The 25,395-nt window shown below is 66.5% G+C and carries 22 protein-coding genes; 10 read left to right on the top strand and 12 right to left on the bottom strand.

Going from position 1 to position 25,395, the window contains the following annotated elements; all coding sequences use genetic code 11:
- Nucleotides 1-92: 92 nt before the first annotated feature.
- Genes cobA through N5A93_RS00620 form a run of 3 tightly spaced genes read left to right on the top strand, consistent with a single transcriptional unit; the run spans nt 93 to nt 3,481 of the window.
- Nucleotides 93-944, top strand: coding sequence for a uroporphyrinogen-III C-methyltransferase (cobA, locus tag N5A93_RS00630; protein WP_268953124.1), 852 nt, complete (start codon nt 93-95; stop codon nt 942-944).
- Nucleotides 941-2,224 carry a cobyrinic acid a,c-diamide synthase CobB gene (locus tag N5A93_RS00625; protein ID WP_268953123.1) on the top strand — a complete coding sequence of 428 codons (1,284 nt, stop codon included), beginning with the start codon at nt 941-943 and terminating at the stop codon, nt 2,222-2,224. Before cobA ends, N5A93_RS00625 begins: the two co-directional genes overlap by 4 nt.
- Nucleotides 2,225-2,263: 39 nt before the next feature.
- Nucleotides 2,264-3,481 carry an MFS transporter gene (locus N5A93_RS00620; RefSeq protein WP_268953122.1) on the top strand — a complete coding sequence of 406 codons (1,218 nt, stop codon included), beginning with the start codon at nt 2,264-2,266 and terminating at the stop codon, nt 3,479-3,481.
- A 22-nt stretch (nt 3,482-3,503) separates the two neighbouring features.
- Here the strand turns inward: N5A93_RS00620 and N5A93_RS00615 are convergent, their stop codons facing one another.
- The 3 genes from N5A93_RS00615 to cysS form a co-directional block, all read right to left on the bottom strand.
- The gene (locus tag N5A93_RS00615; RefSeq protein ID WP_268953121.1) at nt 3,504-4,289 is read right to left on the bottom strand and encodes a phytoene/squalene synthase family protein; all 786 of its coding nucleotides are present in this window, start codon (nt 4,287-4,289) and stop codon (nt 3,504-3,506) included.
- Nucleotides 4,290-4,298: 9 nt separating this feature from the next.
- Entirely contained in the window at nt 4,299-5,930 is a 1,632-nt protein-coding gene (gene cimA, locus N5A93_RS00610) for a citramalate synthase (protein ID WP_268953120.1), read from the bottom strand.
- A 100-nt stretch (nt 5,931-6,030) separates the two neighbouring features.
- Entirely contained in the window at nt 6,031-7,437 is a 1,407-nt protein-coding gene (cysS, locus tag N5A93_RS00605) for a cysteine--tRNA ligase (RefSeq protein WP_268953119.1), read from the bottom strand.
- 310 nt (nt 7,438-7,747) lie between these two features.
- Here cysS and N5A93_RS00600 point away from each other — a divergent pair, with 310 nt between their 5' ends.
- Nucleotides 7,748-8,920: a pyridoxal phosphate-dependent aminotransferase gene (locus tag N5A93_RS00600; protein ID WP_268953118.1), complete on the top strand. Its 1,173-nt coding sequence runs from the start codon at nt 7,748-7,750 to the stop codon at nt 8,918-8,920.
- Between the two features lie 239 nt (nt 8,921-9,159).
- Entirely contained in the window at nt 9,160-10,698 is a 1,539-nt protein-coding gene (locus tag N5A93_RS00595; protein WP_268953117.1) for a trimethylamine methyltransferase family protein, read from the top strand.
- A gap of 6 nt (nt 10,699-10,704) precedes the next feature.
- On the opposite strand, the gene N5A93_RS00590 is transcribed toward N5A93_RS00595, so the two are convergent.
- Complete coding sequence (locus tag N5A93_RS00590) at nt 10,705-12,336, bottom strand: acyl-CoA dehydrogenase family protein (protein ID WP_268953116.1); 1,632 nt, start codon at nt 12,334-12,336, stop codon at nt 10,705-10,707.
- Between the two features lie 136 nt (nt 12,337-12,472).
- Here N5A93_RS00590 and N5A93_RS00585 point away from each other — a divergent pair, with 136 nt between their 5' ends.
- From N5A93_RS00585 to N5A93_RS00570, 4 genes are all read left to right on the top strand, one after another.
- On the top strand, nt 12,473-12,772 hold the full coding sequence (locus N5A93_RS00585) for an FtsB family cell division protein (RefSeq protein WP_268953115.1): 300 nt from the start codon (nt 12,473-12,475) through the stop codon (nt 12,770-12,772).
- 177 nt (nt 12,773-12,949) lie between these two features.
- Nucleotides 12,950-13,960: a pyruvate dehydrogenase (acetyl-transferring) E1 component subunit alpha gene (gene pdhA / locus N5A93_RS00580; RefSeq protein WP_268953114.1), complete on the top strand. Its 1,011-nt coding sequence runs from the start codon at nt 12,950-12,952 to the stop codon at nt 13,958-13,960.
- Between the two features lie 16 nt (nt 13,961-13,976).
- Complete coding sequence (locus tag N5A93_RS00575; RefSeq protein ID WP_268953113.1) at nt 13,977-15,374, top strand: pyruvate dehydrogenase complex E1 component subunit beta; 1,398 nt, start codon at nt 13,977-13,979, stop codon at nt 15,372-15,374.
- 13 nt (nt 15,375-15,387) lie between these two features.
- Entirely contained in the window at nt 15,388-16,740 is a 1,353-nt protein-coding gene (locus N5A93_RS00570) for a pyruvate dehydrogenase complex dihydrolipoamide acetyltransferase (protein WP_268953112.1), read from the top strand.
- 80 nt (nt 16,741-16,820) lie between these two features.
- On the opposite strand, the gene cysE is transcribed toward N5A93_RS00570, so the two are convergent.
- On the bottom strand, nt 16,821-17,645 hold the full coding sequence (gene cysE, locus N5A93_RS00565; protein ID WP_268953111.1) for a serine O-acetyltransferase: 825 nt from the start codon (nt 17,643-17,645) through the stop codon (nt 16,821-16,823).
- Nucleotides 17,646-17,729: 84 nt separating this feature from the next.
- Here cysE and N5A93_RS00560 point away from each other — a divergent pair, with 84 nt between their 5' ends.
- Nucleotides 17,730-18,068, top strand: coding sequence for a TraR/DksA family transcriptional regulator (locus tag N5A93_RS00560; protein WP_268953110.1), 339 nt, complete (start codon nt 17,730-17,732; stop codon nt 18,066-18,068).
- A gap of 22 nt (nt 18,069-18,090) precedes the next feature.
- Here N5A93_RS00560 and N5A93_RS00555 read toward each other — a convergent pair whose 3' ends face one another.
- From N5A93_RS00555 to N5A93_RS00525, 7 genes are read right to left on the bottom strand one after another with little or no spacing between them, the layout of a single operon-like run.
- Nucleotides 18,091-22,194 (bottom strand): baseplate multidomain protein megatron, encoded by a 4,104-nt coding sequence (locus tag N5A93_RS00555; RefSeq protein ID WP_268953109.1) that lies wholly within the window; start codon nt 22,192-22,194, stop codon nt 18,091-18,093.
- Between the two features lie 3 nt (nt 22,195-22,197).
- Nucleotides 22,198-22,653, bottom strand: a complete 456-nt coding sequence (locus N5A93_RS00550) for an NlpC/P60 family protein (RefSeq protein ID WP_268953108.1) — start codon at nt 22,651-22,653, stop codon at nt 22,198-22,200.
- Nucleotides 22,650-23,540 carry a phage/gene transfer agent baseplate hub protein gene (locus tag N5A93_RS00545; protein WP_268953107.1) on the bottom strand — a complete coding sequence of 297 codons (891 nt, stop codon included), beginning with the start codon at nt 23,538-23,540 and terminating at the stop codon, nt 22,650-22,652. The genes N5A93_RS00550 and N5A93_RS00545 overlap by 4 nt, the downstream gene beginning before the upstream one ends.
- Nucleotides 23,537-24,169: a DUF2460 domain-containing protein gene (locus N5A93_RS00540; protein WP_268953106.1), complete on the bottom strand. Its 633-nt coding sequence runs from the start codon at nt 24,167-24,169 to the stop codon at nt 23,537-23,539. The genes N5A93_RS00545 and N5A93_RS00540 overlap by 4 nt, the downstream gene beginning before the upstream one ends.
- 18 nt (nt 24,170-24,187) lie before the next feature.
- Nucleotides 24,188-24,850 carry an RcGTA-type gene transfer agent tail tape measure protein gene (locus N5A93_RS00535; RefSeq protein WP_268953105.1) on the bottom strand — a complete coding sequence of 221 codons (663 nt, stop codon included), beginning with the start codon at nt 24,848-24,850 and terminating at the stop codon, nt 24,188-24,190.
- A complete protein-coding gene (locus N5A93_RS00530; protein ID WP_268953104.1) occupies nt 24,843-25,076 on the bottom strand; it encodes a rcc01693 family protein in 234 nt (77 codons plus the stop codon). Before N5A93_RS00530 ends, N5A93_RS00535 begins: the two co-directional genes overlap by 8 nt.
- Nucleotides 25,073-25,393, bottom strand: a complete 321-nt coding sequence (locus N5A93_RS00525) for a gene transfer agent family protein (RefSeq protein ID WP_268953103.1) — start codon at nt 25,391-25,393, stop codon at nt 25,073-25,075. Before N5A93_RS00525 ends, N5A93_RS00530 begins: the two co-directional genes overlap by 4 nt.
- Nucleotides 25,394-25,395: the final 2 nt, after the last annotated feature.

The raw sequence follows: 25,395 nt of genomic DNA, 5'->3' as shown, positions 1-25,395 counted from the left end.
CAATTTTCGCCCCTCCCCGATGTCGCAAGCACCTGTGCTTGAAGTCGTTTGCGGCCTTTCACACGCCACGCGATCCGGGCATACAGGAGGGCATGAGCGACTCGATCACCCTTCCCGGCCGCGACTGGCCGATCCTTGAACCCGGCTGGGTCTGGTTATGTGGTGCGGGCCCGGGCGATCCGGGGCTGCTGACGCTGCATGGGCTCAATGCGCTGAGACAGGCCGATGTGGTGATCTATGACGCGCTGGTCGAGAAGACAATTCTCGACTGGGCGCCGCAGGCCGAGCATGTCTATGCCGGCAAGCGCGGGGGCAAGCCATCAGCGTTGCAGCGCGACATTTCCCTGCATCTCATCGACCTTGCCCGCGCTGGCAAGCGCGTGCTGCGCCTCAAGGGTGGCGATCCCTTCGTTTTCGGGCGCGGCGGCGAAGAGGCACAGACCTTGGTGCAGCACGGCGTGCCGATCCGCATCATACCGGGCATCAGCGCCGGGATCGGCGGGCTGGCATATGCCGGGATTCCGGTGACGCATCGGGACGTGAACCAGTCGGTCACCTTCGTCACCGGCTATGACCAGTCGGGGCAGACGCCCTCGTCGCTGAACTGGGCCGCCATTGCCCAGGGCAGCCAGGTGATCGTGATCTACATGGGCATGAAACATGTGGAACGCATCGCCGATGCGCTCATTGCCGCCGGTCGCCCTGCCGACGAACCCTGCGCCATCGTCTGCTCGGCCACCACCGGCGATCAATCGGTGCTTGAAACCACGCTGTCACGGATGCCTGCGGATATCAGGGAAAGCGGGCTCGAACCCCCGGCAATCCTCTGCGTCGGGCGCTCGGTGCTGATGCGCCAGGTGCTCGACTGGCAGGCGATGGCGTTGGGCGAGGCCCCGCGCGACCTCGACCCGCTGGGCCGGGGGCGCCCCGCCGAGCGGGCATGAACAACGGCCTGATCATTGCGGCCCCCGCATCGGGCAGCGGCAAGACCACCGTCACGCTGGCGCTGTTGCGCCTGCTGGCGCGTCAGGGATTGCCGGTGCGCGGCGCCAAATCCGGCCCCGACTTCATTGATCCCCGCTTTCACGAGGCGGCCTCCGGCGCGTCCTGCCGCAATCTCGATGCCTGGGCGATGAGCACGTCGCGACTGCGCGCGCTGGCCGGCGCCGGCGCGGGGCTTTTGGTGATCGAAGGTGCAATGGGCCTATTTGACGGCGCCCCCCCGGACGGGCGCGGCGCGGTCGCCGATCTCGCGCGGGCGCTCGATCTGCCGGTGGTGCTGGTGGTCGATGCGGGGCGCATGGCGCAATCGGTCGCGCCGCTCGTGGCGGGCTTTGCAGGGCATGACCCATCGGTACGCATCGCCGGCGTGATCCTCAACAACATCGGCTCGCCGCGCCATGCATTGATGCTCGAGGATGCGCTGGCGCCGCTGGGCCTGCCGGTTCTGGCCAGCCTGCCGCGCGATAAGCGGCTTGCCTTGCCCTCGCGCCATCTGGGGCTGGTGCAGGCCGAGGAACGCGCCGATCTCGCAGGTTTTCTCGACCATGCCGCCGACGCATTGGAAGCGACGCTGAAGCAAGATGCGCTTCTGTCGCTTGCCGCGCCGCTGGCGGGCGCAGGCACAGCGCAGCGCATGGCCCCACCGGGACAGGTGATCGCCGTCGCGCGTGATGCGGCCTTCGCCTTTTCCTATCCGCACCTGCTTGAGGACTGGCGCGCAGGGGGGGCCGAGTTACGGTTCTTCTCGCCGCTGGCGGACGCACCCGTCCCGCAGGCCGATTTCATCTATCTTCCCGGCGGCTACCCAGAGCTTCATGGCGGGCGGATCGCCGCCGCGCAAACGTTCATGTCGAGCCTCAGAGAAGCCGCGCGGCATACTGCGATCTATGGCGAATGCGGCGGCTATATGGTTCTGGGTGACGGGTTGATCGACGCTGATGGCGCCCGCCACGCGATGGCCGGCCTGCTGCGGCTCGAGACATCATTCGCCACGCGCCGAATGCATCTTGGCTATCGCCACCTGCAACCACTTCGCGGCCCGTTCAGCGCGCAGCTTGCGGGTCACGAATTCCACTACGCGACCACCCTCAGCGCCCGGGGCGATGCGCTTTTCGCCGCCCGTGACGCCAGCGGCGCCGCGCTGCCCGACATGGGGCTGGTCGCCGGAAACGTGCAAGGGTCCTTCGCCCATGTAATCGACCGCGCCTCGGGTCCGGGCTGAGCCTTGCACCCGGTCCGGTTTGGGTCTAGCAGAGCCGGCATGACCGATGCAGCCCTCATCCACAGCGACCGCCGCGCAAAACGCAATGTCATCGTTCTTGCGGCGGCACAGGCGTTTCTTGGCGCGCAGATGGCGATGGTGTTCGTGGTCGGCGGGCTGGCCGGTCAGACGCTGGCCAGCAATATTTGCTTTGCGACGCTGCCGATCTCGCTGATCGTGCTGGGCTCGATGCTGGCGGCGAACCCGCTGGCCTGGTTCATGCAGCGCGCCGGGCGCAAGGCGGGCTTCATGCTGGGCGCGGGCGCAGGTGCGACAGGCGCGGCGATCGGCGCCTACGGGCTTTACATTGCGTCCTTCGAGGTGTTTCTCGCCGGCAGCTTCATCACCGGTATCTACATGTCGGCGCAGGGGTTCTACCGCTTTGCCGCCGCTGACACCGCCAGCGATGAATTCCGCCCCAAGGCGATCTCCTATGTCCTTGCGGGCGGCCTTGCGAGCGCGATCATCGGCCCGCAACTGGTCAAGGTCACCAGCCAGGCAATGGTGATTCCGTTCATGGGAACCTATTTCGCCGTGGTCGCGCTGAACCTCGTTGGCGCGTTCCTGTTCCTGTTCCTCGACATTCCCAAGCCGCCCGTTCCCGCGCATGACGCCCCCAAGGGGCGCAGCCGCTGGGAGCTGATCACGACCCCGCGGATCCTTGTCGCGGTGATCTGCGCGATGGTCTCCTATGCGCTGATGAACCTTGTCATGACCTCGACGCCGCTGGCGGTGGTCGGCTGCGGCCTCTCCGAAGGTGACGCAGCCGACATCGTCACGGGCCATGTGCTGGCCATGTTTGCCCCGTCCTTCTTTACCGGTCACCTGATCGCGCGTTTCGGCGTCGAAAAGGTGGTTGCGGCGGGGCTCGTGATCCTTGCGGGCGCCGGGGCCGTGGCGCTTCAGGGTGTCTCGCTCGAGAATTTCTTCATCGCTCTCATCCTGCTGGGTGTCGGCTGGAATTTCGGCTTCATCGGTGCCACCACGATGCTGGCCGGAGCACATGAAGCCCATGAGCGCGGCCGGATGCAGGGGCTCAATGACCTTCTGGTGTTCGGCGGCGTGACGCTGGCCTCGCTGGCCTCGGGGGGGCTCATGAACTGCGCCGGAGACGGCGCGCAGGCGGGCTGGATCTCGGTCAATCTGGCGATGGTGCCGTTCCTGGCGCTGGCGGGCGGCGCGCTGATCTGGCTGATGCTGCGCCCCGACGACGCCTGAACCGCCGCCCCGACGCGGGAGACTACCAGCGCCCCGTGAGCGCGCGCGCCATCAAGGCGAAGCGGCGCTGCACCGGCGCCAGTTCCAGCCGCCCCTCGGCCACCCGACGCGGATCGCTCGCCGCGCGCTTCAGCACCGGCCCCACCTGCCAGAGCGGCAAGAGCGCCGGGCCAAGTGCGGCAGGCACCTGCGCGCGTGCGCCGCGCGCGGCGCTCAAGGCCTCAAGCCCCTCTTGCGCCAGCGCGCGCACCCCCTCGGGCGTGCCATCCACCAGCGGGATGCGCCCCGCCTGTTCCAGCGCAGGCACCGCGCGCAGCCAGTTGGCAATGCCAAGCGCGCGCCCGGCATCGTGCAGCGGCGCTTGCGCCTCCTCGGGCACCCTTCCCAGTGCGCGGGCGATCGCCAGCATCAGGTTGGACGAGGTATCTTCGATATAGGCGCGAAGATGCGCCATGTCCTCGAACGGGTCACGGTAGATATCCCAGCGGCGCGCCGCGACCAGCCGGTCCAGCAACGCCGCCCCCTCGCTATCCAGCACATCCGCCAGCGGCGTCACCACCTCGTGACGGCGCACCACACCCCGGCTGCGGATTTCCTCCAGCGCATCGCGCCACCATTGCAGCCGCATCTCGGCGATCATCGACTCCTCGGTGACCCAAGGGGCGCGCGACACTTCGATGTTGAAGGCATAGAACGCGAACAGCACCCGGCGCGGCGCCACTGGCGCAGCCATGCTGGCGGCGAAACGGTCCGGGTCGCCCCGCTCCACAAGCTGCGCACAGGCCACAAGATCGGCGTCAAACTCCATGCCCGGCACCTAGGCCGCGCCCCCCGTCGATCCACCATCGCGCATCAGCTTCCAGGTGATCGCATCGAGGAGCGCCTCGAAACTGGCATCCACTATGTTGGCGCTCACCCCCACCGTGGACCAACGCCGCCCCTGCCCGTCCTCGCTGTCGATGATGACGCGGGTCACGGCCTCGGTGCCGCCCTGGGTGATACGCACCTTGAAATCCACCAGCCGCATGTCGTCGATCGCCTGCTGGTAACTGCCCAGGTCCTTGGCCAGCGCCTTGGCCAGCGCATTGACCGGGCCACGGTCATTTCCCTGCCCGTCCATCGACTCCGACACCGACAGCTTCTTCTCGCCATCCACCTTGACCACGACCACCGCCTCGGACAGCGACACCATCTGGTCATACTTGTTCTTGCGCCGCTCGACCGTGACCTTGTAGCGCTTGACCTCGAAGAATTGCGGCAGCTGCCCCAGTTCGCGGCGCGCCAACAGCTCGAAACTGGCTTGCGCACTGTCATAGGTATAGCCGCGATCCTCGCGCAGCTTGATTTCTTCGAGGATGCGCGCCAGCGCCGGATCGCCCTTGTCCACGGTGATCCCGGCTTCGGCGAGACGCCGGCGCAGGTTCGACTGGCCCGCCTGGTTCGACATCGGGATGACGCGTGCATTGCCCACCAGGCCGGGGTCGATATGCTCATATGTCGTGGGATCCTTGAGGATCGCGCTGGCATGCAGCCCCGCCTTGTGCGCAAAGGCCGAGGCGCCCACATAGGGCGCCTGCTTCATCGGCACCCGGTTCAGGATCTCGTCAAGCATCCGGCTGGCCTGTGTCAGCTTCTTCAGTGCCGCGTGGCTCACCCCGATACTGTAGCGACTGGCATAGGGCTCCTTCAACAACAGCGTCGCGATCAGCGTGGTCAGGTTGGCATTGCCGCAACGCTCGCCAAGCCCGTTGAGCGTGCCCTGCACCTGTCGCGCGCCCGCCGATACCGCCGCAAGGCTGCCCGCCACGGCGTTTTCCGTGTCGTTATGGGTGTGAATGCCCAACCGCTCGCCGGGAATACCCTCGGCGATCACCTCGGCGGTGATGCGCCCGATCTCCTCGGGCAAAGTGCCGCCATTGGTGTCGCACAGCACGATCCAACGCGCCCCCGCCTCATGGGCGGCGCGCAGCGTCTCCAGCGCATAGGCGCGGTTGGCCTTCCAGCCATCGAAGAAATGCTCCGCATCGAACAGCCCCTCGCGCCCCTCGGCCACAACATGCGCGACCGATTGCGCGATATTCGTGACGTTCTCTTCCAGCGTGATGCCCAGCGCCGTCTCAACGTGGAAATCATAGGTCTTGCCCACCAGGCACACCGCCCGCGTCCCGGCATTGAGCACCGCCGCCAGAACCTCGTCATTCTGCGCCGAGCGCCCCGCCCGCTTGGTCATGCCGAAAGCGGTAAGCATCGCGCGCGTCTGCGGCGCGTCTTCGAAAAACGCGCTGTCAGTGGGGTTGGCGCCGGGCCAGCCGCCCTCGATGTAATCCACGCCCAGCGCATCCAGCGTTTCGGCGATCTTACGTTTCTCGGGAGTCGAGAACGACACCCCCTGGGTCTGCTGCCCATCGCGCAAAGTCGTGTCGTAAAGATAGAGACGTTCGCGTGTCATGCCGCCCCTCTCCCATTCATCTGGCGCAAAATACCTCGGGGAGTGTGAGGGGCTGGCCCCTCACCCGGAGATTGCCAAACCATGCCCGCGCCCGACATGTTCATGACAGACCCTCGAGTCGGGCGGGGTCGAACCCCGGACCGGGGATCAGCTCCACCCCGGCCTTGCTCATCCGCACCTCGACCCCGGCCGCGACCAGCGCCGCCTTGAGCCGGTCGAGTTCGGTGAAATCCTTGCTCTCCATCGCGATCTGGCGGGCCTCGAAAAGCCGCTTTTCATGTTCGGAAAGATCGACCTCGGGCGCAGCCGCCCAGCGCGGCACGCTGTCCCCCATCAGGCCGAGAAACCGCAAGCTCGCCCGCAAGGCAGGGATGTCATCCGCATGTGACAACCGATGCAGCGAGGTGATCGCCTTTGGGGTGTTCAGATCATCGGCAAGCGCATCGACAACCGCTTTGCAGGGCGCCGCATCGTCCCGCCCCTGCGCCGCCTGCGCATACCATTTGCGTAACGTGGCGCCGCCCTCGCGCGCCTTTTGCGCCGTCCAGTCCATCGGCTTGCGGTAATGGGTCGACAGGAACACGAAGCGGATCACCTCACCCGGCACCGGCGGGGCATCGTCATGGCCTTCCAGCAGATCATGCACGGTAAAGAAGTTGCCAAGACTCTTGGACATCTTCTTTCCCTCGACCTGAAGCATCTCGTTATGCATCCAGATGCGCGCGAAATCGCCTTCGGGATGGGCGCAGCAGCTCTGGGCGATCTCGTTCTCGTGATGCGGGAACATCAGGTCATTGCCGCCGCCGTGAATGTCGAAACTCTCGCCCAGCAATTCATGGCTCATCGCCGAGCATTCGATATGCCAGCCCGGCCGCCCCCGCCCCCATGGGCTGTCCCAGCCCGGCAGATCATCGCTCGAGGGCTTCCACAGCACGAAATCCATCGGGTTGCGCTTGTAGGGCGCCACCTCGACGCGGGCGCCTGCGATCATGTCATCGACAGACCGCCCCGACAGCTTTCCGTAATCCTTGAAGCTCTCGACCGCGAACAGCACGTGGCCCTCCGCTTCATAGGCATGCCCCCCGGCGATCAGCTCCTCGATCATGGCGATCATCTGCGGGATATATTGCGTCGCGCGCGGCATCGCGTCCGGCTCAAGCGCGCCCAGCGCGGCCATGTCATCAAGGAACCATTGCGTCGTCTCTGCGGTGATACGTGCGATCTCGGCATTCACGTCGCCGCCCTTGCCCACATTCTCGATGGCGCGGGCATTGATCTTGTCATCCACGTCGGTGAAGTTGCGCACATAGGTCACGTGATCGGGGCCATGCACATGACGCAACAACCGGTAGAGCAGATCAAACACGATCACCGGGCGCGCATTGCCCAGATGGGCGCGGTCATAGACGGTCGGCCCGCAGACATACATCCGCACATTGCCCGGATCGAGCGGCTCCAGCACCTCCTTGGCGCGGGTCCTGGTGTTATAGAGCTTGATCGTCGTCATGAAAGTCCTCGCAGGCGCAGGCATCCCGCGGCGGGCTTATCAACTAACGTCTTGATAGGGAATAGATGACGGCCCGCCCGAGATATCTCAGGTGGTAATGCAGCAGATGATGATGCAGCGGCTCGTCGTCATGTCGGGGACGTTACGCCGCGCGGCGCGGATTGGCAAGTGGGCCGCAGCGCGGCGGGTTGGGCGCGCGCGCGCCGGACCGGGGTGATCTGCTTGACAGCGTGGCGGCGCCCGGGCCATGTGGCGCCTCACCCACCCATCACCCCCAAAAGGCGGCACACCCGACATCAAGGAGCGGCACATGCAACTGTCACGCAGGATCACCGGTATCACCCAGGGCGGATCGGATGGCTGGGATGTCTATTACCGGGCCAACCGCCTGTCGGATGAAGGACTCGACATCACCCATCTCACCATCGGCGAGCACGATATCGGCACCGACCGCTCCATTCTCGACGCGATGCACGCAGCGACGCTGGCGGGCCATACCGGCTATTCGGCCTTCAACGGCAAGATGAACCTGCGCGAACGCGTGGCACGGCGCGTCAGCGAACGCACCGGCCTGCCCACGACACCCGATAACGTGCTCGTGGTGCCGGGCGGTCAGGCGGGGCTTTTCGCCACCCATCACGCCGCCTGCGACGAGGGCGACACCGCGCTCTATATCGACCCCTATTATGCCACCTATCCCGGCACGATCCGCAGCGTCGGCGCGCGCCCGCTGGCGATCCCGGCCCGGCCCGAACGCATGTTCCAGCCTGACCCGGCCGATATCGCGCCCCATGCGGCGGGCGCCTCCAGCCTGCTGATCAACTCGCCCAACAACCCGACCGGCGTGAACTACAGCCGCGACACGCTCATGAGCATTGCACGTCTTTGCCAGGATCACGGGCTCTGGCTGATCTCGGACGAGGTCTATGACACCCAGCTCTGGCACGGGCAGCATGTCAGCCCGCGGACCCTGCCGGGGATGGAGGCGCAGACACTGGTGATCGGCTCGCTCTCGAAATCCCATGCCATGACCGGCAGCCGGATCGGCTGGGTCGTCGGCCCCGAAGAAGCGATCGAGCATATGGGCAACCTTGCCACGCACACCACCTACGGTGTCGCCGGTTTCGTGCAGGAAGCGGCCTGTTTCGCACTGGATCGCGGCCCCGACTTCGAGGCGGAGGTCGCCGCGCCCTTCCGGCGGCGGCGCGACCTCGTGCTGCGCCTTCTCGAAGGGCAGAACACCGTGCGCCCGATCCCGGCGGACGGGGCGATGTATGTGATGCTCGACATCCGCGCCACCGGCCTTTCGGGCGAGGATTTCGCCAACCGGCTGCTTGACACCCATCATGTCGCCGTGATGCCCGGCGAAAGTTTCGGGCAGGCGGCGGCTGGCCATGTCCGCGTCGCCCTCACGGTCGATGACGAGCGCCTTGCCGGGGCCGTCGGCAGGCTCGTTACGCTGGCGCAGGGCCTGGCTGACTGATTCCGTTGCGCCGCTTCATGGCCTGTTTGCGACACGGGTCGCGATTGGGACAGACGCGCGCGGCAGAATCAGCTTCACTCCTCCTTACCACGGAGGAGGGCCCGGCCATGACGCCGAGCAGCAAGATCAAGCTGGTGGTCGTGACCATCGGCGCGGCGCGCGGACGCGCGGCACGGGGGCGGCCCCTGCAGGGCTGAGCCCCGCCAGCCCGCTCCCCTCGCATCAGCAGGACATCCGACATGAATGAAATGACCTCTCGCCGCTCCGGCGGGCGCGCGGCCCGTCATGCGCGCCGCTCCGCCCCGCTCGAAGACACGCTGCGCCCGATCCGCCCCGGCCTTGGCGGCGGCCAGTACCGCCCGCTCAGCCCCGAAGGGGTGGCGCGTATTCACCAGGCGGCGCTCGATGCGCTGGAACAAATCGGCCTTGCCGACGCACCACCAAGCGGCATCGACCACATGACGCGCGCGGGCGCGATCCTCGGGGATGACGGACGCCTGCGCTTCCCGCGTGCACTCGTCGAAGACATGCTGGTGCGTGCCAACCGCGCGATCACGTTGCACGGGCGCGATCCGCGCCATGACCTCGCGCTGTCGGGCCAGCGGGTGCATTATGGCACCGCCGGTGCGGCGGTGCATCTGGTCGATCCCGAAAGCCGCCATTACCGCGACTCCACCCTGCAAGACCTGCATGACGCCGCGCGCATCGCGGACAGGCTCGACAATATCCATTTCGTGCAGCGCCCGATGGTGGCGCGCGACGTGACCGATAACCGCGAGATGGACCTCAACACCGTTTATGCCTGCTGCGCGGGCACAACCAAGCATATAGGCACCAGCTTCACGGAAACCGATTTCGTCGCCGATGCGCTGGCGCTTCTGCATATGGTCGCGGGCAGCGAGGAAGCCTGGCGCGCGCGCCCGTTCGTCAGTAATTCCAACTGTTTCGTCGTGCCGCCGATGAAGTTCGCCACCGAATCCTGTCAGGTGATGGAGGCCTGTATCGCGGGCGGCATGCCGGTGCTGCTGCTCTCTGCCGGACAGGCGGGCGCCACCGCCCCGGCCTCGATCGCCGGGGCGATCGTGCAATCGGTCGCCGAATGCCTTGCCGGGCTGGTCTATGTGAACGCCATCGCGCCGCGGCATCCGGCGATCTTCGGCACATGGCCTTTCGTGTCGGACCTGCGCAGCGGCGCGATGTCGGGTGGCTCGGGCGAACAGGCGCTGCTCAGCGCCGGTTGCGCGCAGATGCACGCGTTCTACGACCTGCCCGGCGGCGCGGCGGCGGGTTTCGCCGATGCCAAGCTGCCCGACATGCAGGCGGGATGGGAGCAGATGTGCTCGAACGTGATGGCCGGACTCTCGGGGCTGAACCTCGTTTATGAGGCCGCGGGGATGCATGCATCCCTGCTTGGCTTTTGCCATGAATCCCTGATCCTCGGGGATGACCTGATCGGTCAGGCCATGCGCTGCGTGCGCGGCATCGAGGTGGACGAGGACAGTGTCAGCCTCGAGGTGATCCGCGCCACCTGCCTTGGCGGGCCGGGGCACTACCTTGGCAGCGACCAGACGCTGCGCCTGATGCAGCGCGACTATGTCTATCCCGCGCTGGCCGACCGCAGCTCGCCAAAGGAATGGGTCGAAACGGGTCAGCCCGACCTGCTGGACAAGGCGATCGCGCGCAAGAACGCCATCCTAGGCGAGCGCGCGGTGGCCCGGTTCGACCCGATGACCGATGCCGCGATCCGAAGCCGCTTTGCGATCCACCTGCCCGCCTGATCCCTTTCAGGCGGGCGCACCGCCGATCCGCGCCAGGATCGCGGCCTCATCCACCGCGCCGATGGCCCCGGCGCTGCGCCCGCGCGCGCCGGTCAGCCTTGTGGCCACGTAAGCATCCGCCACGGCCTGAGGCGCATTGCGGATCAGGACCGAGGCGGTCAGCAGCGTGGCGAGGCTTTCGGCATACCAGCGCGCCTCGCGCTCTTCTGGCAGCCGGGGGAATCGCTCCATATGCGCCTTGAGCGCCGCGTCATAGCGGCGATCAACCCCCGCTGCGACCGTGAGTTCCGCACTCAACGCCTCGCCCGCCAGCGGCGCGCGGCGCAGCGTGCGCAGGATATCGAGGCAGATCACGTTGCCCGATCCTTCCCAGATCGAATTCAGCGGCGCCTCGCGATACAGCAGCGGCATCGGCGTGTCCTCCACATAGCCCATGCCGCCCATCGCCTCCATCGCCTCATAGACCAGCCCCGGACAAAGCTTGTTGCCAAGATATTTCGCCAGCGCCACCGCCAGCCGCGCGAAGTCGCGCTCCTGCTCTGCGGTGCCGTCAAAGGCGCGCGCCACATGCAGCCCCAGCGCCAGCGCGCCCTCCCAGTCCAGCGCCAGATCGGCCAGCACGGCGCGCATCAGCGGCTGGTCGATCAGCCGCTTCTGAAACGCATTCCGGCGCTGCGCCCACCATGCGGCATGATCCAGCGCCGCGCGCATCAGACCGGCAGGCGCCATCGCCGTATCGAGCCGCGTGTGATGCACCATCTCGATGATCGTTCGCACCCCCGCGCCCTCGTCGCCCAGACGCCATGCCAGCGCATCGGCATATTCGATCTCCGCCGAAGCATTGGCCCGGTTGCCCAGCTTGTCCTTTAGCCGCTGGATACGCACGCCGTTGCGCCCCTCCTCCAGCCAGCGCGGCACCAGGAAACAGGTCAGCCCGTCGGGTGCCTGCGCCAGCGTCAGGAACCCGTCCGACATCGGCGCCGAGCAGAACCATTTATGCCCGTTCAGCCGATAGGCATCGCCGCTGCGACGCGCGGTGGTGGCATTGGTCCGCAGGTCCGATCCACCCTGCTTTTCGGTCATCGCCATGCCCATCGTCGCGCCCGGCTTGCGCGCCAGCGGCAATGCTGCGCCATCATAGGCGCGTGCCGTCAGCCTCGGCACCCATTCGCCGAACAGCGCCTCATCGGCGCGCAGCGCCGGCACGGCGGCATAGGTCATCGTCATCGGACAGCAGACACCCGGCTCGATCTGGCTGGTCAGATAGACCATCGCCGCGTGGGTGGCATGGCCATCCGCCCCGCCCTCCCATGGAATCGCGGCGTATCCGGCACCGATCCCGGCCTCCATCAACCGGTGATAGGCCGGATGAAAGCGCACCTCGTCCAGCCGCCGCCCGCCGGCGTCGAACAGGACCGGTTCTGGGGAATGGCGGTTGGCCTCGCGCCCCGCCGCCTGCATCGCGGCCGATCCGATCAGGGCGCCATAGCTTTCGAGGTGGTCGGCCCGCGCCCCCGCCGCCTTGCCGTGATCCCTGAGCGCCGGATCACCGCCCCAAAGGTCGATATCTCCGCGCGCCGCGGGCTGGTTGGTCACGTCATGCGTGGCAAGATCGCCACGCGGCGGCAGATGTGGCATTCTCGGTCTCCTTGCCGGATCAGCCTATCACGCAGAGGCCCCGGACTGAAAAGGGGATTCACAAAGCGAATCACCTGTGGCATGGTGTTCAGGACCGCCCTTCAGAGGCGGACCAATTAGGCAGAGCAGCAAAGTCATGTCCATCCGCAAACGCCCCCCGATGGGGCTGTTCGTATATTCGCTCGTGGCCTTTGGGCTGGGTGCCTATTTCACCTTTGCCGCCGTGCAGGGCGATTATGGCCTGTTCCGCGCCGCCGAGGTCAAGGCCGAGACCCGCGCCCTTCAGGCGCAGCTTGACGATCTCTCCTCGCAGGTGGCACGAATGGAGAACCTGACCCGGCGCCTGTCCGACAAGTATCTCGACATCGACTTGCTGGACCAGCAGGCGCGCGACGTTCTGGGCCTTCTGCGTTCGGACGAGATCGTCATCCGCTGATTAACCGACCCTCGGATCCTTCATCCCGAATGATCGCGCGGCGCCCTTGTCGAACGCTTGCGCGCGCATCTGCGCCTGCCTTGGGATGCGCGAAATTCACACTCGCAAGGCGGGCCATTTTGTTGTATCAATTAGTTTAACGCTAAACTATCTTTCAGACGGAGGAGGCGGCAGACGATGGCCACTCGAAAAAGCGCAAGGAAACCAAACGTTTCCGCCGACGAGCTGAAATCCTATTACCGTGACATGTTGCTGATCCGCCGATTCGAGGAGAAGGCGGGCCAGCTTTACGGCATGGGCCTGATCGGTGGGTTCTGTCACCTCTATATCGGGCAGGAGGCCGTTGTCGTCGGGCTCGAAGCCAGCGCCGAAGAGGGTGACAAGCGCATTACCACCTATCGCGATCATGGCCACATGCTGGCCTGCGGGATGGATCCCAAGGGCGTCATGGCCGAATTGACCGGCCGCGAGGGCGGCTATTCGCGTGGCAAGGGCGGCTCGATGCACATGTTCTCCAAGGAAAAGCACTTCTACGGCGGCCACGGCATCGTCGGCGCCAATGTGCCGCTGGGTGCCGGTCTGGCCTTTGCCGACAAGTATCTGGAAAACGAGCGCGTGACCTACACCTATTTCGGCGATGGCGCGGCCAACCAGGGCCAGGTTTATGAAACCTTCAACATGGCCGCGCTCTGGGAACTGCCCGTGATCTTCGTGATCGAGAACAACCAGTATGCGATGGGCACCTCGCAGAAACGCTCCACCTCAACCCCCGATATCTACACCCGCGGCGAGGCCTTCGGCATCCCCGGCGAGGCGGTGGACGGGATGGATGTGCTGGCCGTGAAAGAGGCCGGCGTCAAGGCCGTCGCGCACTGCCGGTCGGGCAAAGGCCCCTATATCCTTGAAATCAAGACCTATCGCTATCGCGGCCACTCGATGTCGGACCCCGCCAAGTATCGCACCCGCGAAGAGGTGCAGAAAATGCGCGAGGAGAAAGACGCCATCGAACATGTGCGCGACCTGCTTCTTTCGGGCAAACATGCCACCGAAGAGGACCTCAAGGCGATCGACAAGGAGATCAAGGCGATCGTCAACGACGCCGCGGAATTCTCCAAGGACAGCCCCGAGCCGGACCCCGCCGAGCTCTGGACAGATATTTACGCCGACGTGGCGCCCCAGAACGCCTGAGGAGGAGTAGACGACCATGACGACCGAAATTCTCATGCCCGCCCTCTCCCCCACGATGGAAGAAGGCACGCTGGCCAGGTGGCTGGTCAAGGAAGGCGATACCGTCTCGAGCGGCGACATCATCGCCGAGATCGAAACCGATAAAGCGACAATGGAATTCGAGGCGGTGGACGAAGGCACCATCGGCAAGATCCTGATCGCCGAGGGCAGCGAGGGCGTGAAGGTGAACACCCCCATCGCCGTGCTGCTGGAAGAGGGCGAAAGCGCCGACGACATCGACACCGATGCGCCCGCCCCTGCCCCGCAGGCATCGGATGACGACTCGGGCGACAAGAGCGACAGCGACGCCAAGGCCGACAGCGCGCCCGCGAAACCCAAGACCGCCGACGCGCCCCGGCCCGACACCAGCCCCGACTGGCCCGAAGGCACCGAAACCCGCAAGCAAACCGTGCGCGAGGCGCTCAACGCCGCCATCGCCGAGGAAATGCGCAGCGATTCCACCGTCTTCCTGATGGGTGAGGAGGTCGCCGAATATGAAGGCGCCTACAAGATCACCCAGGGGCTGCTCGATGAATTCGGGGCCAAGCGCGTGATCGACACGCCGATCACCGAGCACGGTTTCGCCGGTATCGGCGTCGGCGCGGCCTTTGGCGGCTTGCGCCCGATCGTCGAGTTCATGACCTGGAACTTCGCCATGCAGGCGATCGACCAGATCATCAACTCCGCCGCCAAGACACTTTACATGTCCGGCGGACAGATGGGCTGCCCCATCGTGTTCCGCGGCCCCAACGGCGCGGCCGCCCGCGTCGGCGCCCAGCACAGCCAGGATTACGCCGCATGGTATGCGCAGATCCCCGGCCTTCGCGTGGTGCAGCCCTACTCGGCTTCGGACGCCAAGGGCCTTCTGAAAAGCGCCATCCGCGACCCCAACCCGGTCGTGTTCCTCGAAAACGAGATCCTCTATGGCAAAAGCTTCGAGGTACCGGTGCTCGATGATTTCACCGTGCCCTTCGGCAAGGCCCGCATCTGGCGCGAGGGCGGCGATGTCACCATCGTCAGTTTCGGCATCGGCATGACCTACGCGATGGAAGCCGCCGACAAGCTGGCCGAGGACGGGATCGAGGCCGAAGTGATCGACCTGCGCACCCTGCGCCCGCTGGATTACGACAGCGTGATCGCCAGCGTCATGAAGACCAACCGCTGCGTCACCGTTGAAGAAGGCTGGCCCGTCGCCTCGATCGGCAACCACATCTCCGCCGTGCTGATGGAACGCGCCTTCGACCATCTCGACGCGCCGGTCATCAACTGCACCGGCAAGGACGTCCCAATGCCCTATGCCGCCAATCTCGAAAAGCTGGCGCTGACCTCCACCGACGAGGTGATCGAGGCCGTGCGCGCTGTGACCTACCGTTAAGGAGACACGAGCGATGCCCACCGAAATCCTGATGCCCGCCCTGTCACCGACAATGGAAGAAGGCACCCTGGCGAAATGGCTGGTCAAGGAAGGCGACACCGTCAATTCCGGTGACCTTCTGGCCGAGATCGAAACCGACAAGGCAACGATGGAATTCGAAGCGGTCGACGAGGGCACCATCGGCAAGATCCTGATCGCCGAGGGCAGCGAGGGCGTGAAGGTGAACACCCCCATCGCCGTGCTGCTGGAAGAAGGCGAAAGCGCCAGCGACATCGACAGCGCATCGCCCGCCCCGAAGGCCTCGGGCGGCGAGGATGACCCAGAGCAGCAGGCCGACACATCCGCCCCGAAAGGGTCCGGCTCAGGCGCGGACACTGGTGCGGACTCAACCACCGCCGCACCCGCCGCGCCCCGCGATTCCAGCGGCGAGCGCGTCTTCGCCTCGCCCCTCGCGCGCCGCATCGCCGCCGACAAGGGCATCGACCTCACGCAGGTCGAAGGCTCAGGGCCGCGCGGGCGCATCGTCAAGGCCGATCTGGAAGGCGCCAGCGCCCCTGCCCGCGCCGACACCGCCCACGCGGATCAGGCGGCCCCCGCCGGCAGCGCGCCCGCAGCCGCCGCACAGATGCCCGCCGGTGCCTCCGCCGATGCGGTCGCGGCCATGTATGAGGGGCGCGAGTATCAGGAAATCAAGCTGGACGGGATGCGCAAGACCATCGCCGCCCGCCTGACCGAGTCCAAGCAGACCGTGCCGCATTTCTACCTGCGCCGCGACATCCGCCTTGATGCGCTGCTGAAATTCCGCAGCGAGCTGAACGCCCAGCTTGAATCGCGCGGCGTGAAGCTCAGCGTCAACGATTTCATCATCAAGGCCTGTGCCCTCGCGCTTCAGGCCGTGCCCGCCGCCAATGCCGTCTGGGCCGGGGACCGCGTGTTGCAGCTCACGCCGTCGGACGTGGCCGTGGCGGTCGCCATCGAGGGCGGGCTCTTCACCCCGGTCCTCAAGGACGCCGACGCGAAATCGCTGTCGGCCCTGTCCACCGAGATGAAAGACCTTGCCGCGCGGGCGCGCGATCGCAAGCTCTCGCCGGGTGAATACCAGGGCGGCACCTTCGCGGTTTCCAATCTCGGCATGTTCGGGATCGACAATTTCGACGCCGTGATCAACCCGCCTCATGGGGCAATCCTCGCGGTCGGCGCCGGCGTAAAGAAACCAGTCGTCGGCAAGGATGACGAATTGTCCGTGGCTACGGTGATGTCGGTGACACTCAGCGTCGATCACCGGGTGATCGACGGCGCGCTCGGGGCCGAATTGCTTCAGCATATCGTCGAGAACCTGGAAAACCCGATGGTGATGCTTGCCTGATTGAAGCGGGCCTTGCCGCATCCCGACAGACACGAAAGCCCCGCCAGGGATCATCCCGGCGGGGCTTTTTCATTGCGGCTTCAGTCCTCTGACGTTGACCCTTTGGTGCCCAACAACTGATCCATGCTGACCGAGGGCTGATCGCAGCCCGCTTCGCCAACGATCTTGGCCGGAACGCCCGCCACGGTCTTGCAGGGCGGCACCTCTTGCAGCACCACCGAACCCGCCGCGATGCGCGAGCAGTTTCCCACCCGGATATTGCCCAGAACCTTGGCCCCGGCGCCGATCAGAACACCGTTGCCGATCTTGGGGTGGCGGTCCTCTTCTTCCTTGCCGGTCCCGCCCAGGGTGACCGAATGCAGCATCGACACATTATCGCCCACCACCGCCGTTTCGCCGATCACGATGGAATGGGCGTGGTCGATCATGATCCCCTTGCCGATCCGTGCCGCCGGGTGAATGTCGATTCCGAACACTTCCGATGCGCGCATCTGGAAAAACCGCGCCATGTCGCGCCGCCCCTCGCGCCACAGCCAATGGGACACGCGATAAGCCTGAATGGCCTGAAAGCCCTTGAAGAACAGCATCGGCTGGATGAACCGGTCGCAGGCCGGATCGCGGTCATGGACCGCGACGATATCGGCGCGCGCGGCGATGGAAATGCTGCGGTCCTCGGCATAGGCCACATCGCAGATTTCCCGCAGGATCTGCTCGGGCATCTCGCTCGAGGCCAGCTTCAGCGAAATCCGGTAGGCCAGCGCCGATTCCAGCGTCTTGTGGTGCAGGATCGACGAATGAATGACCCCGCCCAGCAGCGGCTCATGGTCGATCGCCTCTCCGGCCTCGGTGCGGATACGCCCCCAGACCGGGTCGAGTTCGGCAAGTTTCGCGCGGGTTTCGGCCATTTGAATTCTCCTGAGTCCGTGCTTGAATATAGCAGACCCGCAGAGCGAGCAAAACGCAAAGCTGTGATTGAAGGAATAACGGGCATGAATGACACGTCCGGCGCGCATTACCGCGCATTGATCGAAACCCGCCTCGATGCGCTGGATCGCGAGGACCAGCTGGGCCGCTCTGGTCAGGCCACGGTGACGCTCGACCAACAGGCGGTGGGGCGGCTCAGCCGTCAGGACGCGCTGCAAAATCAGGCGATGGCCAAGGCCACCCATGCGCGGCGCCAGACCGAGCGCAAAAGACTGCGCGCCGCGCTCGCCCGCATCGACGCGGGCGAGTTCGGCTATTGCGACAGCTGCGGCGAGGACATCGCGCCGGGGCGCCTTGAGCTTGACCCGGCGGCGACGCGCTGCGTGGACTGCGCCCGCGGCTGATCGGCCGCGCCGCCGCCCAGCCTCAGCCCGGCACGTCCAGCGCCGCGAACACACCCGCCCCGAAATGCGCCGAGACCTGCGCCACCTGCAAGGTAAAGCCCCCGCTCACCCCATCCAGTGCCTGCGCTTCTGCGCCATAGGTCCATTCGGCCTGTCCGGTCATCTCTTCGCGCAGCACCGCGCCGCCTTGCATCACCCGCACGACATAGGTTTCGCTTTCCTCGCCCAGCGGCACATCGGGCGCCTCCCATCGGTCGCCGCTGATCCGCGTGCGCCGGATCCAGCTCAGGGTCATGTCCTGCCCCGGCGCGCCACTCAGGCGCAGATGCACCGGCGACAATGGCCGCAGGCCAATCCCGTGGAATCCCAGCCGCGCACCCAGATAGGCCGGATCGTCCACCCCCCGGTCCGCCGGGCCGATCCGGTAGAACCGCACCAGCCCGCGCTTGGCCTCGGGCAAAGCGATCTGGCGCGCGCTGCCATCCAGCCGCACCACGTAAGAGCCCCCGGGCCAGCCCCCGCTCATCGCCGCATCGGTGCCAAGCTGACCGCGCAAGCGGTTGCGCAGCAGATAGATATCCTCGTCCACCAGCTCGGCATCGCGGAACTGGAACAGCTCCCAGCCGTCGGGCGTGCCATCGCCGATCGCACAGAGGTTTGCCCCCCCCAGAAGCGACTCATTGCTCACGCTTTCCAGCGCCCCGCTCAGCATCCGCACCCGAAGCCCCTCGCCCCTGTCGATCAGCCCCGGCTGCGCCGCCGGCAGGGCGTTTTCGGTGATCCCGACGGGCGCGCGCGACGAGACGACACGGTTGAGCCCATAGCGCGCATCCACATCCGACGCATAAAGCGCGGCGCCGCCCGGCCATGGATCGGCGGTGACCGCCAGATGCGGCGCATGGGGCACCTCGGCACCGCTCATGAGCGGCAGGTCCAGGAAGAACGGCGTCACCGTCACCGGCACGGCAAAGGCGCGGGACCTGGCCGCCGAAGCGGCGCGCCCGGAAAACGCGGCCGGGCGATAGGTCTCGGGTTCGATGCGCACCGCCTCGATGCGCTGCGACTGTCCCAGGTGCTCGACGCGGTCGATGCGGAACAACCCCTCGCCGCCCTGCTCGGGAAGGGCGATCACATCTCCCGCCCCCGCCTCCAGGCGTGAAGGCGGCAGGCACAGGCGCACCCCGTCCGTGGCCACCCGCGATTCCGACAGCCAGCGCTCCACCGTCTCGCGCCCCTCGGCGCGGGTCATCGCCAGCGGCATTTCCGACCCCGAAACCGCATGGCTGGTCTCGTCGGGCATGATCGCCTCTTCGGCGAGCACCGCGTAATCACCATCCGCCTCGACAAAGCGCAGCCGCACACGGCCCGCCAGTTCCGCCGCATTGCCGCGGCTTTCCTCAAGGATGCCGTCCATCTCCGGGTGGCGCGCGAGGCATTCAAGGTCCAGCCGGTGATCCACCCGCCCGTCGCGCAGGCGAAACGACAGCACCCCGTCGCGCTCCACCGCGTCGAACCCGTAGCGCAGCATCAGCGGCTGAAGCGCGCCGCGCGCCGCATCGACCTGATCCACCAGGTAGCCGCGCAGATGCCCGTGCAACCCGCGTGTATCGCAATGGGCAAGCCCCGCGCGCGCCGTCACCTCATCCACCACCGAAGACAGCCGGCGCGCCGACATCCGCCCGTTGAGCCAATGCCCCCGCGCGTAATTCTTCCCATCGCTCCACAGCTTCTGGTCGTCGGGAAAGAACGGGAACGGTCGTGCATCCCAGGCCCAGGCGCAGGCATGATCCCAATCCACCATCTCCGCCTCGTAGATGGGCGAAACGGGATTGTTGGCCGGATCGGTCCAATAGCCCGCCATCGCGCGCAGATATTGCAGCTGGATCAGCTCGTCGCGCTGCCCGTCGGAATGATACGGCATATGCGACTCCGAGGATTTCGGATCGAGAAAGACATTGGGCTGGTTGGTGCCCTTGTCGATCGCCGCGCAGCCATATTCCGTAAAGCGGATCGGCTTGGATTGCGGAATCCAGGGCGTCGGCATATCCGCGCGCTCGCCATTCACCCGGTCATGGTGGTGATGGCTCCACCAGTTGCGGATATCCTTGAAGCGCCAGACCCATGGCTCGCCATGGGCGTCGTCGCTGATCGGCGTGCGGATCTGGGCGGCGCGCGCCTCGGGCGTGCGGTAATACCAGTCATACCCCTCGCCGCCCTCGATATTGGATTGCAGATAGCCCAGATCGTGGATCGAATCCCAGTCCTGCGCGTCCAGATGATCATGCCCCTCGCGCCAGTCGCTGAGCGGCATATAATTGTCGATCCCCACGAAATCGATATCGTCATGCGCCCACAGCGGATCGAGATGAAAGAAACGGTCGCCATTGCCCGGCTGATAACCCGCATATTCCGACCAGTCTGCGGCATAGCCGATCTTCACGCCCGACCCCAGGATCTTGCGCACCTCACGGGTCAGCGAGATCAGCTGCGCGACCGCCGGAAAGCTGTTGCCGGGGCCGCGGATCTGGGTCAGCCCGCGCATCTCGGATCCGATGCAGAAGCTTTCGACACCGCCCGCCGCACGGCACAGCGCCGCCTGGTGCAGCACGAATCGGCGATAGCTCCACTCGTCTGGCCCGCTATAGATCACGGGGCTCGTGATCTTGGCCTTCGGCGGCTGGATCAGGTTCAGCGCGGCGCTGGTGAAGCTCTCTTTCTCATAGAAGAAATTGGGGTCCCAGGGGCTGCCGGCAGGCACCACGATGCCCTCCGGCTCGTCCGTGTCCGAGTCACTGACCTCGCTGAAATCCGAGGCCCGCGCGGTGCCAAAGAACGCCGCCACCTCGGCTTCGGCCTGCGACGTGCCATCCGGGCTGCCCGGCCGCCCCGGCGCGACCGAAAGGGTGATCCGCCCGCGCCAGGGCAGCTTGGGCTGATCGGGCGCATCGCTATAGGGATCGGGCCGCCCGTTTCCGGCCTTCTGATCCATCAGGATGAAGGGATAATACATCACGTCCTGCCCGGCTCGCCTGAGCGCGCGGATCGCCTGGATCACGGAGCGGTCGTCAGGCGTGCCGCCATAGATCGGACGCCCGTTGTCGTCTCGCGCCACCCGGCCTGCATCGCCGCGTGCCTGCCCGCAGACCATCCAGGGCATGTTGACGGAATCATACTTCTTCTTCTCGACCCTGGGACGAATCTTGCACACACCGCAGCGCAGATCGCGCCCGAACCAGCTCACGATCAGCGCAGTGGTCCGGCATTGGGGCAACTCGCCCTGCAGACTCTCGAGCGAGGTGGCGAAATCCGTCTTGCCCGAGGGCGAATTCACATTCACCACCTTGCCCTTGCCGGGGCCGTAATCCATCCGGACGCGCCGCGTCGCCAGCGCGTATTCGCCGCTGCCGGGCAGCAGCGCGACGCCGCGCATTCCGTGGGGCGGATCAAGTTCGGCGTCGGGCTGATCGCGCGGCGCGGGGCGCATCACCTCGAAGGTGAATTGCGGCACCCGGTTGCCGAACCGCCGCAGCCCCAGGGATTCGATCACCACATATGCGGTGCCGCGATAGGCCGGTACCTTTCCCGCGCCCTCGACCGCCTCGATCGTGGGGTCGGGCCGCTGGCCGCGCGTGCCGCGATAGACCCGCATGTCAAGGCTGTCGCGGGCGATCTCATGGCCATCGGCCCAGACCCGGCCCACATGGGAAATCTCTCCCTCGCACAGCGCGATGGCCAGGCTCACGAAATACCTGTAGACCCGCTCGGTGGGTTCTTCGGGCGGCGGCGGCGCCGAGCCCTTGCCGCCGCCGCCGCTCTCGGTGCTGCTGCCCTGGATCACGCGCACCTTTTCGCGAAACTCCGTCGCCCAGATCACCTGCCCGGCCACCCGCATGCGCCCATAGACCTGCGCGATGGCATCGCCCTCGCCCGCTCCGGTCAGGCGCAGCCGCGAGACACGCCCCGTTTCCACCGTTTCCGAGCCCCCGCCCATCAGCCGCTGGTCGATCGAACGCCCGATCATCGCCCCGGCGAACCGCCCGACCGTCGCCATCGACAGCCCCAGGACCGTGCCGCCGACGGAGCCGCCAATCGCTGCCCCCGCTGCCGAAAGAAGTATCGTCGCCATGCCCTAAACCTCCTGCGGAAAGGAAAACCGGGCCACGATGCGCGCCCGCCAGGGCGGCGTCAGCGGGCTTTCCAGCACCGCGTGGTCCGAATATGCGTGAATGAAACTGGCCGCCTCGCCGACATGGCCGGCAATGCCCAGATGTTTGGCGACCGCGCCCTCGCGCATGCGGAAAAGCAGCACGTCGCCCGGTGCCTCGCTGTCCAGCGGCCGCGCCACCAGGTGGCGTGTCGCCGCGCGCCAGAGCACCTCGTCGCGGCTCGGTTCGCTCCAGTCCATGCTGTAGGGCGGCGGCGCCTCGGGTTCATGCCCCAGGATGTCGCGCCAGACCCCACGCACCAGCCCCAGGCAATCGCAGCCCGCGCCCCGGCAACTGGCCTGGTGGCGGTAGGGCGTGCCGATCCAGCGCCGCGCCGCGCGCGCCGCGCGTTCGCCGACACTTTCGCTTGCGATGCTCATCGGCGGCGGCTCCCGCCATCCAGACGCCCGGCGCGTGACGGATCGCTGATCGACCAGTCATCGCCCGGAATATCCGGAAAGCCTTGAAAGTTCCTGATGTTCTCAAACTTCCGCCGGCAGGTGTCCATCTCCTTGTCACAGCCCGCCACCAGCCGCAGCGCATCGCCCGGCACGATCTCGGCGCGCAGCGGATGCCAAAGCTCGATCACCCGCTCGCCCGCTGCGATCCGGTCGCGCTTGATGCTGCCCGAAAGGCCCGCACCCGCGCCACTCCTGGCCTCCAGCAGCCCATATCTGAACCAGCCCTCGGCGGCGGTCGCGAGCGCGGCAAAGCGGAACACCCGGCGGTCCTCGACGGCCTCGACCGCCAGATCGACGCGATAACCCGGCGTCGTCAGATCGAACCTGCAAGCCGCATCGCCGAGGATCGCACTGCAAGGTTTCTGATAGACCCGCCCCATCGGCACATTCAGAATGTCGGTAAGGCCCCTCAGCTCCGCCTCGAAAGCGCCGCCGGCGCGGCGAATCTCGCCGATATGACCCCGGAACTGCAACTGGCGCTGCCCGGGATCGGCCCAGTTGACCAGCCAGGCGCGCAGCTCCGCCCCGTCAAGGCGGCCCGCCTCGATATCCGCTTCGGTGATCGCCGCATCGCTCAGCGCGCCCAGCGCCTCGGTGTTGTCCACCGACAGCCCGGTGCTCTGCTGCAATGCCAGCGCGCTCAACCCGGTATCGGCGCGAAATTTGATGCCCTCGAATTCCAGCGGAGCATCGTGATCGGTAAAACCCAGCACCAGCCCGTCGCGCCGCTCCAGCGCCCAGCAGCGGCAGGTCGTGGTGGTGCCGCTTTTCAGATGGGCCTTCAGCCCCTCTTCGCCCCCGCTCATGACCGCAACTCCACGATCGGCACATCTGGCACCTCGCCCGCCTGGAAGCTGGCCATGCTGATATGCAGCCGATCCGTATCGAACCGCACCGGCACGTCGAACTCATAGCCTGCCGTGATGACCACACCCGCATCCGGCGGATGACCAAAGGTCAAAAGCCCCGTGGTCGCGTCCACATCGAAATGGATGCCCTCCTGCTGGATCTCGCCGTCCAGCGCCACCCGCAGCGATCCCCTGACCGGCTTGGTAATCGGGCGCTCATAGCTTTCCGCGCCCGAGCGGTAGGTCTTGATGAGCGGGAACGCCGGTGTTTCATCGTCGCCGATGGCGATGACCTGATCCTCATGGCCCGGCGCCGCGCCTGCGCCGCAGGACTTGTAATCGGCCCAGTCCTTCCAGCGAAAGCCGTGGACCTGGCCCCGGCGGGCCTCGAAAAAGGCGATCAGCGCCTCGATATCCTCAAGGCTGCGCATCGCCGCGCCCGCGTCATAGCGGCGGCGCGAATGCCGCCAGGGGGTGTTGCGCTCCTCAAAGCCGTTGGCCAGCGTCACAATATCCGTGTGCCGCTCCGGCCCGCCGACCGACCCGAAGCTCAGGTTCGCCGGAAAGCGTATCTCGTGAAATCCCATGGTCCTCGTGCCCTCTGCTTAACGGTTGCGCCCACCGCGCCCGATGGCGCGGCCAAGTTCGGCGGCGATCTGCGCCCTCGAGCGGCGGAATCCCTCGGCATCGGGGGTGGAGATGTTCATCACCACCTGAACCGGCCCCCCGCGGCCCTGCGCCTGCACCCCCAGCTTGCCATCCGCGCCGCGCGCCAGCGGCATGATCGCCTCGGGACCGGCCTCGCCCATCAAGCCACTGCCGCCGCGCATCGGGAAACTGACCGGCCCGCTGACGATGCCGCCGCTGGCAAAGGGCTGCACCCGTCCCTGGGCAAAGCCCGCACCCTTCCCAAAGGGCATAAGCCCCTGGAACAGGCCGCCCACCCCTTCGCTCAGCAGCTCGCCGAAATGATTGCTCACCGGCTTCACCGCGGCGTTGAAGGCGGTGTCGATCATCGCGCCCGCCATCTTGTTCAAGGCATCCGACAGGCTGTCGCCCCCGACCACCGCGCCGCGAATGGCACTGCTCAGCCCCCGGCTCAGGCCCTGTTCCAGGCTGGCCACATCCTGCCCGGCCCCAGCAAAGCCCTCGCGCACCCGGCCCAGCTCGGCATTGAACGCCGCCGCCATGCCCGTCGCCGCGCCAAGGCTGTCATCCAGCGCCCCGACCTGCGCCTCAAGATCGTCCAACTGCTCCACGTCAATCATCCTTCATGCCGCTTCCCGGACCATCCGGGAAATCCCTCAGCAAGGCCTCGAGCCTTGCGCGCGCCAGCGGCGCCACACCCGCCGGGCGCCCCAGCATCAGTTCCAGCTCGGCCGGGGTCAGCGCCCAGAACGCCGCCGGGCTGAGTCCATGGCCCCGCATTCCCGCCCGCATCAGCGCCGGCCAGTTCACGCGGCGATTTTCCGCCCCGTTCCCCGGCCCGTTCATGCGCCACCCGGCGCCATGAAGGCGCGTGCCAGCAGTTGCGCCGCCGCTTGCGCCGCACCCAGCGGCCCGCCCTCGATCTCAGCGCTCACCAGATCCCCGGCCTGCCCGCGCCAGCCACCGCCGCGCAATCCCGCCACGATCAGCCGCAACACGTCGCGCGACGAAAACGCCCCGGACTCGAAACGCGCCACCAGATCGACCAGTGAATCGCTCTCCAGCCCCGCCTCAAGCTCGGCCAGCGCCCCCAACGTCAGCTTGAGCACATGGCGCTGCCCGTCGATCACCAATGCCACCTCACCGGCCCAGGGGTTCGCCATGA

The organism is Roseovarius salincola (assembly GCF_026891095.1).
In the GTDB taxonomy this organism is placed as follows: Bacteria; Pseudomonadota; Alphaproteobacteria; order Rhodobacterales; family Rhodobacteraceae; genus Roseovarius; species Roseovarius salincola.
This window is presented reverse-complemented; position numbering and strand designations above follow the sequence as displayed.

Excerpts from the sequence above, each read along its gene's own strand:
- cobA (WP_268953124.1), top strand. The coding sequence starts at position 93 with ATGAGCGACTCGATCACCCTTCCCGGCCGCGACTGGCCGATCCTTGAA.
- N5A93_RS00625 (WP_268953123.1), top strand. The coding sequence starts at position 941 with ATGAACAACGGCCTGATCATTGCGGCCCCCGCATCGGGCAGCGGCAAG.
- N5A93_RS00620 (WP_268953122.1), top strand. The coding sequence starts at position 2,264 with ATGACCGATGCAGCCCTCATCCACAGCGACCGCCGCGCAAAACGCAAT.
- N5A93_RS00615 (WP_268953121.1), bottom strand. The coding sequence starts at position 4,289 with ATGGAGTTTGACGCCGATCTTGTGGCCTGTGCGCAGCTTGTGGAGCGG.
- cimA (WP_268953120.1), bottom strand. The coding sequence starts at position 5,930 with ATGACACGCGAACGTCTCTATCTTTACGACACGACTTTGCGCGATGGG.
- cysS (WP_268953119.1), bottom strand. The coding sequence starts at position 7,437 with ATGACGACGATCAAGCTCTATAACACCAGGACCCGCGCCAAGGAGGTG.
- N5A93_RS00600 (WP_268953118.1), top strand. The coding sequence starts at position 7,748 with ATGCAACTGTCACGCAGGATCACCGGTATCACCCAGGGCGGATCGGAT.
- N5A93_RS00595 (WP_268953117.1), top strand. The coding sequence starts at position 9,160 with ATGAATGAAATGACCTCTCGCCGCTCCGGCGGGCGCGCGGCCCGTCAT.
- N5A93_RS00590 (WP_268953116.1), bottom strand. The coding sequence starts at position 12,336 with ATGCCACATCTGCCGCCGCGTGGCGATCTTGCCACGCATGACGTGACC.
- N5A93_RS00585 (WP_268953115.1), top strand. The coding sequence starts at position 12,473 with ATGTCCATCCGCAAACGCCCCCCGATGGGGCTGTTCGTATATTCGCTC.
- pdhA (WP_268953114.1), top strand. The coding sequence starts at position 12,950 with ATGGCCACTCGAAAAAGCGCAAGGAAACCAAACGTTTCCGCCGACGAG.
- N5A93_RS00575 (WP_268953113.1), top strand. The coding sequence starts at position 13,977 with ATGACGACCGAAATTCTCATGCCCGCCCTCTCCCCCACGATGGAAGAA.
- N5A93_RS00570 (WP_268953112.1), top strand. The coding sequence starts at position 15,388 with ATGCCCACCGAAATCCTGATGCCCGCCCTGTCACCGACAATGGAAGAA.
- cysE (WP_268953111.1), bottom strand. The coding sequence starts at position 17,645 with ATGGCCGAAACCCGCGCGAAACTTGCCGAACTCGACCCGGTCTGGGGG.
- N5A93_RS00560 (WP_268953110.1), top strand. The coding sequence starts at position 17,730 with ATGAATGACACGTCCGGCGCGCATTACCGCGCATTGATCGAAACCCGC.
- N5A93_RS00555 (WP_268953109.1), bottom strand. The coding sequence starts at position 22,194 with ATGGCGACGATACTTCTTTCGGCAGCGGGGGCAGCGATTGGCGGCTCC.
- N5A93_RS00550 (WP_268953108.1), bottom strand. The coding sequence starts at position 22,653 with ATGAGCATCGCAAGCGAAAGTGTCGGCGAACGCGCGGCGCGCGCGGCG.
- N5A93_RS00545 (WP_268953107.1), bottom strand. The coding sequence starts at position 23,540 with ATGAGCGGGGGCGAAGAGGGGCTGAAGGCCCATCTGAAAAGCGGCACC.
- N5A93_RS00540 (WP_268953106.1), bottom strand. The coding sequence starts at position 24,169 with ATGGGATTTCACGAGATACGCTTTCCGGCGAACCTGAGCTTCGGGTCG.
- N5A93_RS00535 (WP_268953105.1), bottom strand. The coding sequence starts at position 24,850 with ATGATTGACGTGGAGCAGTTGGACGATCTTGAGGCGCAGGTCGGGGCG.
- N5A93_RS00530 (WP_268953104.1), bottom strand. The coding sequence starts at position 25,076 with ATGAACGGGCCGGGGAACGGGGCGGAAAATCGCCGCGTGAACTGGCCG.
- N5A93_RS00525 (WP_268953103.1), bottom strand. The coding sequence starts at position 25,393 with ATGGCGAACCCCTGGGCCGGTGAGGTGGCATTGGTGATCGACGGGCAG.